Annotated in this window: 12 protein-coding genes; 2 read left to right on the top strand and 10 right to left on the bottom strand. The window is 66.6% G+C overall.

Annotated elements, in window-relative coordinates; all coding sequences use genetic code 11:
• The 6 genes from Q0379_RS15610 to era form a co-directional block, all read right to left on the bottom strand.
• A partial coding sequence (locus tag Q0379_RS15610) for a serine hydrolase domain-containing protein (protein WP_299010734.1) occupies positions 1–349 on the bottom strand: 349 nt, incomplete at its 3' end.
• Positions 346–2,625, bottom strand: a complete 2,280-nt coding sequence (parC, locus tag Q0379_RS15615) for a DNA topoisomerase IV subunit A (protein ID WP_299010737.1) — start codon at positions 2,623–2,625, stop codon at positions 346–348. The genes Q0379_RS15610 and parC, both read right to left, overlap by 4 nt.
• A 69-nt stretch (positions 2,626–2,694) precedes the next feature.
• Positions 2,695–4,281, bottom strand: a complete 1,587-nt coding sequence (locus tag Q0379_RS15620; protein WP_299010740.1) for an alkaline phosphatase D family protein — start codon at positions 4,279–4,281, stop codon at positions 2,695–2,697.
• Positions 4,282–4,333: 52 nt separating this feature from the next.
• Positions 4,334–5,065, bottom strand: coding sequence for a DNA repair protein RecO (gene recO, locus Q0379_RS15625; RefSeq protein ID WP_299010742.1), 732 nt, complete (start codon positions 5,063–5,065; stop codon positions 4,334–4,336).
• On the bottom strand, positions 5,066–5,920 hold the full coding sequence (locus tag Q0379_RS15630; protein ID WP_299010743.1) for an arylamine N-acetyltransferase: 855 nt from the start codon (positions 5,918–5,920) through the stop codon (positions 5,066–5,068).
• On the bottom strand, positions 5,913–6,863 hold the full coding sequence (gene era / locus Q0379_RS15635) for a GTPase Era (RefSeq protein ID WP_066680952.1): 951 nt from the start codon (positions 6,861–6,863) through the stop codon (positions 5,913–5,915). The genes Q0379_RS15630 and era overlap by 8 nt, the downstream gene beginning before the upstream one ends.
• A gap of 116 nt (positions 6,864–6,979) precedes the next feature.
• On the opposite strand from era, the gene Q0379_RS15640 reads away from it, so the two are divergent.
• Positions 6,980–8,245 (top strand): Nramp family divalent metal transporter, encoded by a 1,266-nt coding sequence (locus Q0379_RS15640; protein WP_299010744.1) that lies wholly within the window; start codon positions 6,980–6,982, stop codon positions 8,243–8,245.
• A gap of 3 nt (positions 8,246–8,248) precedes the next feature.
• On the opposite strand, the gene rnc is transcribed toward Q0379_RS15640, so the two are convergent.
• From rnc to Q0379_RS15660, 4 genes are all read right to left on the bottom strand, one after another.
• Positions 8,249–8,944 (bottom strand): ribonuclease III, encoded by a 696-nt coding sequence (gene rnc / locus Q0379_RS15645; protein ID WP_299010746.1) that lies wholly within the window; start codon positions 8,942–8,944, stop codon positions 8,249–8,251.
• Positions 8,945–8,965: 21 nt separating this feature from the next.
• On the bottom strand, positions 8,966–9,805 hold the full coding sequence (lepB, locus tag Q0379_RS15650; RefSeq protein WP_066680950.1) for a signal peptidase I: 840 nt from the start codon (positions 9,803–9,805) through the stop codon (positions 8,966–8,968).
• 100 nt (positions 9,806–9,905) lie between these two features.
• On the bottom strand, positions 9,906–10,328 hold the full coding sequence (gene acpS / locus Q0379_RS15655) for a holo-ACP synthase (protein ID WP_299010753.1): 423 nt from the start codon (positions 10,326–10,328) through the stop codon (positions 9,906–9,908).
• Positions 10,325–11,083, bottom strand: a complete 759-nt coding sequence (locus Q0379_RS15660; protein WP_299010756.1) for a pyridoxine 5'-phosphate synthase — start codon at positions 11,081–11,083, stop codon at positions 10,325–10,327. The genes acpS and Q0379_RS15660 overlap by 4 nt, the downstream gene beginning before the upstream one ends.
• Positions 11,084–11,259: 176 nt before the next feature.
• Between Q0379_RS15660 and Q0379_RS15665 the strand changes: the two genes are divergently transcribed.
• Positions 11,260–12,882, top strand: coding sequence for a M20 family metallopeptidase (locus Q0379_RS15665; protein WP_299010759.1), 1,623 nt, complete (start codon positions 11,260–11,262; stop codon positions 12,880–12,882).
• Positions 12,883–12,884 lie beyond the last annotated feature (2 nt).

The following is a 12,884-nucleotide window of genomic DNA, read 5'->3' on the forward strand; positions in this document are numbered from 1 at the left end:
GTTCGTACAGGATCATCATCGCCACGCCGGTGACCGGCTTGGTCTCCGAACGGATGCGGAAGATGGCGTCCATCGGCATGGGCTCGCCGCTCAGCTCGCGCGCGCCGAAGGCCTTGGCGTGGACGATGCGGCCGTGGCGGGCCAGCAGGGTGACGCCGCCGGCGATCTGGCCATGATCGACCATCGCCTGCATGTGCTCGTCCAGTCGCTTCAGACGCTCGGCGTTGAAGCCGGCCTCCTCCGGCTTGGCTCGTTGCAGGGCGAGCGCCGGGGCCGCGGCGAGGGCCGCGCAGCCGAAGACGCCGGCCAAGAAGCCCAGCGCAAGGCGACGCACCCCCCTCCCGATCATTTCGGCTTGAACCGCTTGTTGGTGGCGAAGCCCTTGGGCGCCAGCTTGCCGGCGCCCGCCCGACGACCGACCCATTCCTTCCATTCCGCCCAATCGCGGCGGCGGCCGGCGGTGTCGATCCAGTAGGCGCCGGTCTCGGCGTTAAACGACAGGCCATCGCGCAGGCCGCCCTCACGGTAGGACTGCAGCTTGACGCCCTTGCCGCGCGGCATCTCCGGCAGCTCCTCCATCGGGAAGATTAGGATCTTGCCGTTGTCGCCGATGACCGCCAGCTGATCGCCCACGGCCTCCATGCAGAAGGCCGCGCCGGCGGCGTCGACGGTCAGGACCTGCTTGCCGGCCTTGCGGTTAGCGAGCGCTTCTTCCTCGGGCATCAGGAAGCCGTAACCCAGCTTCGAGGCCAGAATGCGCTTGCGCCCTGCCTTGAACGGGAAGACGTCGACGATCTTCACCTTGTCGTCCAGCTCGATCATCATCCGCACCGGCTCGCCATGTCCTCGGGCGCTCGGAAGCTTATCGCAGCCAAGGGTGAAGAAACGGCCATCGCTGGAGAAGATCAGCAGCTTGTCGGTGGTCTCGGCCGGGACCAAGAAGCCCAGCTTGTCGCCTTCCTTGAACTTCAGCTCGGACGGATCTTCGACCTTGCCCTTGGCGGCGCGGATCCACCCGCGCTCCGACAGGATGATCGTGATCGGCTCGCGGACGATCATCGCCTCGATGGCGGCGTCGGCGTCGACAACCGGAGCATCGGCGAAGATCGAACGGCCCTTCACGCCCGTCGGGCGAGGCTTGTCCAGCGGATGATTGATCTTCAGCAGCGTCGCCCGGACTTCCGAGAGGCCAACGCCGACCAGCTTCCACTGCTTGGCCTCGCTGGCCAGCATGGCCAGGATGCCGTCGCGTTCCTCAACCAGCTCGGCATGCTCGCGACGGATTTCCATCTCCTCCAGCTTGGCCAGTTGGCGCAGGCGGGTGTTGAGAATGGCGTCGGCCTGAATGTCCGACAGCGCGAAGGTCTCGATCAGCTTTTCCTTCGGCTTGTCCTCGTAGCGGACGATCCGAATGACCTCGTCGAGGTTCAGGTAGGCGATCAGCAGGCCGTCCAGGATGTGCAGGCGGGCTTCGATCTTGGCCAGGCGATGGCGGGCCCGGCGGGTCAGCACCTCGCGACGGTGAGCCAGGAAGGCCATCAAGGCCTGCTTGATGCCCATCACGCCCGGCGTACCGCGCGCGTCCAGCACGTTGATATTGACCGGAAAGCGGCTCTCCAGCGCCGAGAGCTTGAACAGGCTCTCCATCAACACTTCGGGCTCGACGTTCTTGGATTTGGGCTCAAGGACCAGACGGATGTCCTCGGCGCTCTCGTCGCGGACGTCGCCCAGCAGGGCGGCCTTCTTGCTGTCGATCAGGTCGGCCAGCTGCTCGACCAGGTCCGACTTCTTCACCTGGTACGGAATCTCGGTGACGACGATCTGGTACGTGCCGCGACCGGTGTCTTCCTTCTCCCACTTGGCGCGGATGCGCACGCCGCCGCGGCCGGTCTCATAGGTCTCGAGCAGGCTGGCGCGCGGCTCGACGATGACGCCGCCGGTCGGGAAGTCGGGACCCGGGACCTTCTCCAACAGCTCTTCGGTCGTGGCGTCGGGATTGGCCAGCAGCAGTTGGCAGGCGTCGATCAGCTCGGCGGCGTTGTGCGGCGGGATCGAGGTGGCCATGCCGACCGCGATGCCCGAAGAGCCATTGGCCAAGAGGTTCGGGAAGCCCGACGGCAGAACCACCGGCTCTTCGTCCTGGCCGTCATAGGTCGGCCGGAAATCGACCGCGTCCTCGTCGATGCCGTCCAGCAGAAGCGTCGCCGCCTCCGTCATCTTGCATTCGGTGTAACGCATGGCCGCGGCGTTATCGCCGTCGATATTGCCGAAGTTCCCCTGCCCTTCGACCAGCGGGATGCGCTGGGCGAAGTCCTGGGCCAGGCGCACCAGGGCATCGTAGATCGACTGGTCGCCGTGCGGATGGAAGTTACCCATCACCTCGCCGACCACCTTGGCGCACTTGCGGGCCGCGGCGTCCGGGTTCAGGCGCATGTTGCTCATCGCGTAAAGCACGCGACGATGTACGGGCTTAAGGCCGTCGCGCACGTCGGGCAGCGCCCGCGAGCCGATGGTCGAGAGCGCATAGGCCAGATAGCGGCGCGACAGCGCTTCGGTCAGCGGCTCGTCGAGAATGCGGTCGCCGTCGCCGGGGCCGCCGGGGGGAGGAAGGACAGGCTTGTTCATCGAGGGGATTCGTTACTCCGGGGAAGGAGTCTAGCGAAATCCCCTCGACGATTCGACAGGTTAGGTCCGCTAGGCCTGAACGATCCCCGCTTTTCCGGCCTCCAGGGCCCATTTCGCCCGGGTGGAGAGCTTCCCGTCGCGCCGGCTGACCGCGTCCAGCACCTTGAACTCGGTGACGAAGGCCTTCGGGGTCGCTTCGCAGATCGCATAGCCGCGCTGGTTGTTGTTGAACTTCAGCATCGGGTTGGCGGCCTGGATCTTGGCGAACTCGTCGCGCTGGTCGTTGCCGTCGCCGCCCGAGCTGATCGAGGTGACCACGAATTCCGAGGCGATCGGCGCGGCCTCGCGCTTGGTCCCATCGACAAAGAGGTCGCCGGCGAAGTTCTGGTGCTCGTCGCCGGTCAGGACGACGACGTTACCGACCTTGGCCTCGCGGATCTTGCTGAGCAGTCGGCCGCGCGGGATGCGATAGCCGGCCCAGGAGTCCGGGTTGACGATCACGCCAGGACCCGGATCGCGGTCGAGGTCCATCATCATCACCTGCTGGGCGATGACGTTCCAGGTCGCCTTGCCTCCGGTCAGGCCGTCCATCAGCCATTTCTCCTGAGCCGCTCCCACGACCTCGGCCTTCGGCGCGGTGATCGCATCGCACCAGCTCTGCTTGTCGTTGCAGGGCTGGTCGGTGCGGAACTGACGGGTGTCCAGCAGATTGAGGTTCAAGAGCTGCCCGTACGCGGCGCGCCGGTAGATCTGCAGCGCCGTCCCGGTGGGGAAGCTCGACGCGCGCAGCGGCATGTTCTCGTAATAGGCCTGGACCGCCGCTTGGCGGCGCAGGTTGAACACTTTCGGATCCGTGCCGTCCTGATCGAGCTCGCCGACCCAGTTGTTGTCGGTCTCGTGGTCGTCCCAGACCACGAACCAGGGCGCGGCGGCGTGGGCGGCCTGAAGTTCCGCATCCATCTTGTACTGGGCGTAGCGGCGGCGGTAGTCGTCGAGCGTGTAGATCTCCGAGCCGAAGTGCTGGCGGACGTTCTCGGTCGGACCGTTCCAGCCGTTCGAGACGCGGTTGCCACGCCCTTCGTAGATGTAGTCGCCATAGCAGAAGACGAAGTCGGGATTATCCTCGGCGAGGCGGCGATAAGCCGTGTAGTAGCCGCTCTCGTAGTGCTGGCAGCCTGAAACGGCGAAGCGGACACGGTCCAACATCGCGCCCAGGGCCGGCGTCGTGCGGGCGCGGCCGACCAGGCTGCGCTCCTTGCCGACGGTGAAGCGGTACCAGTAGTCGCGGTTCGGCTGCAGGCCGGCGACCTCGACATGCACTGAGTGGCCCAGTTCGGGCGGCGCGATCGTCGCGCCCTTGGCGATGATGTTGCGCATGTTGGGCGCATCGGCGACTTCCCAATCGACCGCCACCGGCGCCATCGGCATGCCGTAGCCGATCTCGAAGGGCTCTGGCGCCAGGCGCGTCCAGATCACGAAGCCGTCCGGCGCCGGGTCGCCGGACGCGACGCCCAGCTGGAACGGATAGGTCCGGAACATGGGCTGAGCCAGCGCCTTGCCGCTCTCCAGCGGGATCGAAAGGGCCGTGACGGCCGCGCCGCCGAACACGGTCAGTAGGCGACGGCGGCTGAGGGCGTAGCGGTCGAGAACAGACATGGCGAAACTCCAGAAACGAGAGTTTCGCGATAGCGTCGCTGTGTGACGGTTCTTAAAGCCTGCCCGCCTCGGCCAGACGGTCCAGCAGCCAGAGCCGCGCCGGCGGCAGCGGCCGGTTCAGGGGGCCGAACACGAACTGCTCCAGGAAGTGGCCGGTGATGTCGAGACCGGCCTTCACATCGCCTTCGGCCAAACCGCCTTGCGAGGACAGCATGAACGGGGGCAACGGCAGGAGCTTGTCGTGATAGGGCCGCCCGGCCTCGCGGCTCACCGCGCGGCCCGTGCGCGGACTGACATAGACGAGATCGTCGAAGACGCCGGTCGCCGCGCACCTGGAAAGGTCCAGGCCAAAGCCCAGCTCCTGCAGCAGCCCGGCTTCGTAGCGCACATAGACGGCGGGCCAGATCTCGGGGATCTCCAGCACGCGGATCAGAGCTTCCAACGCGTGGAAGGCGCCGGGATGAGCTTCGCGCTCAGGCAGGGCGGCCGCGGCGACGGCGGCGGCGGCGGAGAGTCCTGCCAGGGCCAGCCGATCGTCGAACAACGACGAAGGCCCCTCGCCCATCGGCTCCAGGCTAGCTGAACCTAGCTGATCGGAGACGCGAGCCCGATAGCGGGCGATGACCCGCGCCCCGGGCTGCAGGAACGGCTTCATCCGCCGAGAGGCGGCGCCGGCGACGTGAGCGGCGAACTTGCCGCGATCCTGCGTCAGGAGTTCGACGATCGCGCCCGTTTCGCCATGCGCCCGAGCGGACAGGACGTAGGCTTCGTCCTCCCATTCCATCTAGGACGGCGTCCCCCAGGCCACGACCTTCTCCAGCACCGGACGCCAGTCAGGCGCGACCGGCAGGCCGATCACGTCGCGCAGCGTCGCTTCCAGCTCGTCGACCGAAAGATCGCGCTGCTCGACCACCGCGCCGGCCACGTCGCGATGGGTGAAGCGGTTGTTCTTCAGGGCGTAGCGCGCGGTCGGCGTCGTGCGCCCGACCGTCATGCTCCAGGTGAAGTGCGAGCTGGGGTGCGTGTAGGTGAAATAGTTAGCTTGCTCGTAGTCGATGTCGGCCCAGGCGCCCTTGGCCACCTGATACAGCGGCGCCCACTTGCCCGAGAGATTGGCCTGCACCTGTCGCTCGGCGACGCCGCCCAGCTCGACATCGACGATCCGGAACGGACCGTGTGGCGTGTCCTGGACCTCGTCCGAGAACAGCTTCAAAGGCCCGGTCAGCACACAGCCGCCGAAGCCGTTGTCGACTAGCCAGGTTTCGCCCTCGAGCTGGACTCCCAGCACCATGTGCGAGCGCGGGCGCGGCGGCGCACCTTCGGGAACCAGCCACTGGACGCGGGCCATCAGGCCCTCGACCTGGAAGCCCAACGCCGTCAGGACACGCTTCAACAGTCCGTTCTGCTCATAGCAGTAGCCGCCCCGCTCTGCGCCGATCAGCTTGGCGTCGATATCGGCCGGAGCGATGCTGATCCCGCGCCCCAGCAGCACGTCGAGGTTCTCGAACGGGATCGCGTCAGGGTGCTTGAGCGTCAATGCGCGCAGCACCGCAAGGGTCGCCTCGCGCGGACCGTCGTAGCCGATGCGCTTGAGGTAGGCGTCCAGGTCGACGGACAGCTGCGCGGGAGCGTCAAACATCGAAGTCCAGTCCGATGTCGCTGAACAGGCCCCGCTCCTCGGCCCAGTTCTCCTTGACCTTCACGTGCAGGAACAGGTGCACCTTGCGGTCCAGGATCTCGCAGAGCTCCTCGCGCGCGGCCTGCCCGATCCACTTCAGGGTCTGGCCGCCCTTGCCGATCACGATGACCCGCTGGCCGTCGCGCTCGACCAGGATGGTCTGCTCGATGCGGACGCTGCCGTCCTTGCGCTCCTCGAAGGCGGTCGTCTCGACCGTGGCGGCGTAGGGCAATTCCTCGTGGACGCGGAGATAGACCTTCTCGCGCGTGATCTCGGCCGCCAGCAGGCGGGCCGGCAGGTCGGCGGTCTGGTCCTCTGGATAGAGCCACGGCCCTTCCGGCATCATGGTCACGAGCTTGGCGGTCAGGTCGTCGACGCCCGCGCCCGTCGCGGCGCTGATCATGAAGACGTCGGTGTAGACGCCGGTGTCGAAGAAGTCCTTGGCGACCGCCAGCAGAGTGTCGCGCTTGACGCCGTCGATCTTGTTGAGCGCCAGGATCACCTTGCGATCGGCGGCCTTCAGGCCCTCGATGATGGTCTGGACGTCCTGGGCCGAGCGGTATTCGCCGGGCGTGGCCTTGTCGGCGCGGGCGGCCAGTTCGGCCTGCACGTCGACGAGGTGGACGGTGGCTTCGGCTTCTTCCGAGCCGGCCCAGGCGGCGCGCACCATGGCGCGGTCCAGGCGGCGGCGCGGGCTGAAGATGCCGGGGGTGTCGACGAGGACGATCTGGGTGTCGCCGGCGATGGCGACGCCGCGCACGGGGAAGCGCGTGGTCTGGACCTTCTGGGTCACGATCGAGACCTTGGCCCCGACCATGCGGTTGACCAGGGTGGACTTGCCGGCGTTCGGCGCGCCGATGATGGCGGCGAAGCCAGCGCGGGTTTTGGAGGTGGTTTCAGTCATTGAGCGTGCGTGTAGCATCGTTGGATCGGAAAATCCCGCCCCGCCTGCCTTGCGATCGCCGCTAAGCTGGGCATTGGTCTTCCCAACAACTCGGCGCGACGGATTCGGGAAACCGCATGAGCTCGACAGACTCGGCCCTGCCGACGCCCAAGGTCCTGCGTACGCTTGGTCCTGGCCTGATCACCGGCGCGGCCGACGACGATCCCAGCGGTATCGCCACCTATTCCCAAGCCGGCGCGCAGTTCGGCCTGAACATGCTGTGGACGGTGGTGCTCACCTATCCGCTGATGGTCGCCATCCAGTCCATCAGCGCTCGGATCGGTCGCGTCACCGGACATGGCCTCTCGACGAACCTGGCGAGGGTCTTCCCAGGTTGGCTGGTGATGAGCCTCGTCGCCCTGCTGTTCATCGGCAACGCGATCAACATCGGCGCTGACTTGGCGGCGATGGGCGCGGCGGCGCGTCTGGTGACGGGCTGGAACGAGCACGCCCTGACCATCGGCTTTGCGATCGTCAGCCTGGGCTTGCAGATCTTCGTGCCCTACCACCGCTATGTGAAGCTGCTGAAGTGGCTGACCATGGCGCTATTCGCCTACGTCGCCGTGGTCTTCACCGTGAAGATCGACTGGGCGCAGGTGGCGCTGCATACGGCCTGGCCGCAACTGCCCAAGAGCGGTTGGATCGTCGTGGTCGTGGCCGTGTTCGGCACCACGATCAGCCCATACCTCTTCTTCTGGCAAAGCTCGGAAGAGGTCGAGGACGAGCAGGCCAAGGGCGAGGCGCCGTTGATCGAGGATCCGACGGATGCTCTAGATGAGCTGGAACGCATCCGCTGGGACACCCTGGTGGGCATGGGCGTGTCGAACCTGATCGCCTTCTTCATCATCCTGACCACGGCCGTGACCCTGCACGCCCACGGAGTCACCGACATCCAGACCTCGGCCCAGGCGGCCGAAGCCTTGCGCCCCGTGGCCGGCGAGCTGGCCTTCTTCCTCTTCGCGGCGGGCATTGTCGGCACCGGCCTGCTCGCCGTACCGGTCCTGGCCGGCTCGGTCGGCTATGCGCTGGGCGAGCTGCGCGGCTGGAAATGCGGGCTTGAGCACAAGCCGACCGAGGCCAAGGCCTTCTATGCGGTCATCGCCGTCGCGGTCGTGACCGGTCTTGTCGTCGACTATTCGGGTCTTGACCCGATCAAGGCGCTGTTCTGGAGCGCGGTGATCAATGGCGTTATCTCGGTGCCGATCATGGCCGCGATGATGGTCGTGGCGAGCCGCAAGGCCCAGATGGGCGACTTCGTCGCAACACCCGCTCAGAAGGTCTTTGGCTGGCTGGCGACCATCGTGATGGCCGCCGCCGTCATCGGCATGTTCGTAGCCTTTTAGGGCCTAGTCGGCCCGCTCGCGCTCCAGCAGGGCTTTCGCGGCGGCCTTTTCGGCTTCCTGGCGCGACTTGCCCTTGGCGATGGCCGGATCGACACCAGCGACCATGACCTCGACCGTAAAGATCGGCGCGTGGTCAGGGCCCGTCCGGTCCAGCACCCGGTAGGTCGGCAGCGGCCGTCCCTTGCCCTGCGCCCATTCCTGCAGCGCGGTCTTGGGATCGCGTGGACGCCCCTCGCCCGCCCGCTCGAACTCGTCGGCCCAGAGGCTCAAGAACACTCCCCGCGCCGCATCGAGACCGCCGTCCTGATAGAGCGCCGCCATCAAGGCTTCGGTGGCGCCGGCGAGGATGGACTCGGTTTCCCGTCCGCCGATCTTGCTGGAGGAGGCCGACAGCCGGAGCGCGGGACCGAGCTCGGCCGCCCGGGCCACGCGGGCGCAGGTCTCGCGGCTGACCAGGGCGTTGAGGCGCGGGGCGAGCTCGCCCTCCTTGGCCTTCGGGAACCGCTGGGCCAGCGCCTCGGCGGCCAGAAGACCCAGCACGCGGTCGCCGATGAACTCCAGGACCTCGTTGTCGCGGACCTTCTTGGCCCCGTCACCGACGCTGGCGTGGGTCAGGGCGCGCTCAAGCAGTTCCCGGTCTTCGAACTGATGGCCGATCCGGCGCTCCAGGTCGCCGACGGCGGCGGCCCGTCTATCCATGGCCAATGGAGACCCTCTTGATCACTTCAGCACGTGGAAGAAGCGGCTGGGACGCGCGTCCAGGAACCAGGTCCAGGGCTTGAACAGGCTGGCTTCGGCGTTCCACGACAGCAGGATGATCTGGGCGCGGCCAACCAGGTTCTCTTCCGGCACGAAGCCGACTCCGACCTCGTCGCCGATGTACTGGTCCAGCTCGTAGTCCCATTTGCAGGCGCTGGTCTTGAACGGCGAGACGCCCGGATCGAAACGGCTGTCGGCCGAGTTGTCGCGGTTGTCGCCCATGAAGAAGTAGCAGCCGGCCGGCACCGTATAGACGCCAGTGTTGTCGCCGCGGCTGTCGGGGCCGAAGTCCTGGGTCTTATACTGGCGGCCTTCGGGATTGGTTTCCTCGAAGCGCTGAACCTGCTGGGTGAAGCCATAGCCGGTGTCGACCAGGGCCGGCGGCAGCGGCTTGCGGGGCAGTTCCTTGCCGTTGATGAAGACCGCGCCGCCGCGGATCTGGATCTTGTCGCCCGGCAGGCCGATCAGACGCTTGATGTAATCGGTGCGATTATCGCGCGGCAGCTTGAAAACGATGATGTCGCCGCGCTTGGGCGCGTGATTGAAGATTCGACCCTGGATGATCGGCGGGCTGAACGGGATCGAGTGGCGGCTCCAGCCGTAGCTGAACTTCGACACGATAATGTAGTCGCCCTGATAGAGGTTGGGCTCCATCGAGGCCGACGGGATCGTGAACGGCTGAAACAGCAGGACCCGCAGCACCAGGGCGATGCCCAGCGCATAGGCGACGGTCTTGATGATCTCGATGAACTCGGCGACGGCGCCCTTCTCTCCGGGCGGTGGCGTGTCGACGTCGGTCATGCGGTCGCTGAGCTCTTCGAAAAGGACGGTCCGGGAAACCGGATGTGGCCTTGCTAGACGGGCTTGCGGCCACGGGCAAGAGCGGGCGCGTAGCGGGGCTTTAAGGCGAAGGTTGGACCGTCTGCCCCGCCGGCAGCGCTTCGATGATCACGAAGGCCTGGGCGTAAGGATGGTCGTCGGTCAGCGATAGGTGGATCACCGCCTCCATCCCAGGCGGGGTCATTTCCCTCAAGCGCTCCAGAGCGCCGCCGGTCAGGGCCATGGTCGGCTTGCCCGACGGCAGGTTGACGACGCCCATGCCCGCCAGATGCACGCCACGCTTCAGGCCTGTGCCCAGCGCCTTCGAACAGGCCTCCTTCGCGGCAAAGCGCTTGGCGTAGCTGGACGCGCGGTCGGGCTTGCGCTCGGACCGCTTGCGCTCGATCTCGGTGAAGACCTTGTTGGTGAAGCGGTCGCCGAAGCGCTCGAGGGACTTCTCGATCCGGCGGATGTCGCAGAGATCCGAACCGATCCCGACGATCACGCCGCCATCTCCACCCGCGCGGCGTCCATAAGCGCCCGCATCCGCTGGATGGCTTGGGGCAGCCCCACGAAGATCGCCTCGCCGATCAGGAAGTGACCGATGTTCAGCTCGGCGATCTGTGGGATGGCGGCGATCGGCTTGACCGTGGCGTAGTCGATGCCGTGACCAGCGTGGACTTCGAGGCCCAAGTCGGAGGCCAAGGCGGCCCCAGCCTTCAGACGCTGAAGGATGGCCTCGGCGCGCTCGGACTCACCGGCGCGCGCGGCGTCGCAATAGGCGCCGGTATGCAGTTCCACTACCTGGGCGCCGGCAGCGACCGAGGCGCGGATCTGCTCGGGATCGGCTTCGATGAACAGAGAGACCCTGGCGCCAACGGTGCGAAGACGCACGGTGGCGTCGGCGATGCGGTTTTGGCCCTTCACCACGTCGAGACCACCCTCGGTGGTGACCTCCTCGCGGCGCTCGGGCACCAGGCAAGCCGCGTGCGGCTTGGCGCCCAGCGCGATGCCGACCATCTCGTCGGTGACCGCCATCTCGAAGTTCAGCGGCTTGCCGCGCTTGTGGCAGAGGTCGGTCAGCACGGCGATGTCCGCGTCGCTGATGTGGCGCCGGTCTTCACGCAGGTGGGCGGTGATGCCGTCGGCGCCCGCGGCCAGCGCCAGCTCGGCCGCGCGCACGGGCTCGGGATACCAGGACCCCCGCGCATTGCGGATCGTGGCCACGTGATCGATGTTGACGCCCAGTCGCAAGCTCATCCGTCTTCCCGTCCTTCGGCCGAGGTCGGACTCGATAGGTCCGCGCGCTCAACCGTATAGGCCCAGCCGCTCGCCTGTGCAGGTGGGAATTTCGTTCGCCGGCGCCAATACCCCGAATGGACAAAGCGAAACTGGCGCGGGATGGTCCCCGAGTTTGACTTCCGGGGGACACGACCATGACCTTGAACAAGACTTGGCTCGCCGCGACGGCGGGCGCTCTGGCGCTCGCCTTGGCGGGCGGCGCGACCGCTGCGGACATCTCGGCCGGCAAGTTGAAAGCCCTGAAGACTGAGGCGGTAGCTGGCGTCGAGAGCCGCGCCAAGCTGGCCCAGGTCATGAACGACAAGATCTTCTCGTTCGGCGAGCTGGGCTTCCAGGAGGTCGAGACCTCGGCCTACATCACCAAGGTGCTGGAGGAGAACGGCTTCACCATCCAGCGCGGCGTCTCGGGCATCCCGACCGCCTGGACCGCCACCTGGACCCACGGCCAGGGCGGACCGACCATCGCGCTGGGCAGCGATCTCGACTGCATCCCCAAGGCGTCTCAGAAGCCCGGCGTCCCTTGGCACGACCCGATCATCCCCGGCGCGCCGGGACACGGCGAGGGTCACAACTCGGGCCAGGCGCTGAACGTCGTGGCCGCCCTCGCCGTCAAGGACGCGATGATCAAACACGACATCGCCGGCACGCTCGTGTTGTGGCCGGGCGTGGCCGAGGAACTGGTGGCCGGCAAGGCCTACATGGTCCGCGACGGCGCCTTCAAAGGCGTGGACGCCACGATCTTCACCCATGTGGGCTCGAACCTGCAGACCAGCTGGGGGCCGTCCACCGGAACGGGCCTCGTCTCGGTCAAGTACAGCTTCCACGGAGAGTCCGCCCACTCGGCCGGCGCGCCCTGGCGCGGCCGCAGCGCGCTGGACGCTGTCGAGCTCATGGACATGGGCTGGAACATGCGCCGCGAGCACCTCAAGCCAGAACAACGCTCGCACTATGTGATCACCGACGGCGGCGACCAGCCCAACGTCGTGCCGTCGGAAGCGACCGTCTGGTACTATTTCCGTGAACAGAGCTTCGACGCGATCAAGAAGAACTGGGAGATCGGCAACAAGATCGCCAAGGCGGCGGCCGACATGACTGACACCAAGGTCGACTATGCCGTGGTCGGCACGGCCGCGCCCCGCTACTTCAACCGCCCGATGGCGGAGGCGGCTCAAAAGAACATCGAGGTCGTCGGTCTGCCCAAATGGACACCGGACGAGCAGGCCTTCGCCAAGGCGGTGCAGACCAATGTCGGCTCGACCAAGAAGGAAGGCCTCGACGTCAAGCTGAAGGGCCTGAAGGCGCCGGAAGAGAAGCCGGAGAGCGGCGGCTCGGACGACATCGGCGACATCTCGTGGATCATGCCCACGATCACCATCAACTACCCGTCCAATATTCCCGACCTGCCCGGCCACCACTGGGCCAACGCCATCTCGATGGCGACGCCGATCGCTCACAAGGGGGTGGTCGCCGGCTCGAAGGTGGTGGCGATGACGACGCTGGATCTCCTGACCCAGCCCAAGCTGCTGGCCGAGGCGAAGACCTACTTCACCGACGTCCAGACCAAGACGCAGAAGTACGTGCCGATGCTCTCGGCGAGCGACAAGCCGCAGGTGCAGATGAACGCCGAGACCATGGCGCGCTTCCGACCCGAGATGAAGAAGTACTACTACGACCCCGACAAGTACGGGACGTATCTCGAGCAGCTGGGAATTGCCTGGCCGGTCAAGCAGCTGACGCCGCCGGCCCAGGCGAAATAGGC

Origin of the sequence: uncultured Caulobacter sp. (assembly GCF_937900395.1) — a bacterium.
GTDB lineage: Bacteria > Pseudomonadota > Alphaproteobacteria > Caulobacterales > Caulobacteraceae > Caulobacter.

Coding starts and splice junctions, on each gene's coding strand:
- parC (WP_299010737.1), bottom strand. CDS start 2,625: ATGAACAAGCCTGTCCTTCCTCCCCCCGGCGGCCCCGGCGACGGCGAC.
- Q0379_RS15620 (WP_299010740.1), bottom strand. CDS start 4,281: ATGTCTGTTCTCGACCGCTACGCCCTCAGCCGCCGTCGCCTACTGACC.
- recO (WP_299010742.1), bottom strand. CDS start 5,065: ATGGAATGGGAGGACGAAGCCTACGTCCTGTCCGCTCGGGCGCATGGC.
- Q0379_RS15630 (WP_299010743.1), bottom strand. CDS start 5,920: ATGTTTGACGCTCCCGCGCAGCTGTCCGTCGACCTGGACGCCTACCTC.
- era (WP_066680952.1), bottom strand. CDS start 6,863: ATGACTGAAACCACCTCCAAAACCCGCGCTGGCTTCGCCGCCATCATC.
- Q0379_RS15640 (WP_299010744.1), top strand. CDS start 6,980: ATGAGCTCGACAGACTCGGCCCTGCCGACGCCCAAGGTCCTGCGTACG.
- rnc (WP_299010746.1), bottom strand. CDS start 8,944: ATGGATAGACGGGCCGCCGCCGTCGGCGACCTGGAGCGCCGGATCGGC.
- lepB (WP_066680950.1), bottom strand. CDS start 9,805: ATGACCGACGTCGACACGCCACCGCCCGGAGAGAAGGGCGCCGTCGCC.
- Q0379_RS15660 (WP_299010756.1), bottom strand. CDS start 11,083: ATGAGCTTGCGACTGGGCGTCAACATCGATCACGTGGCCACGATCCGC.
- Q0379_RS15665 (WP_299010759.1), top strand. CDS start 11,260: ATGACCTTGAACAAGACTTGGCTCGCCGCGACGGCGGGCGCTCTGGCG.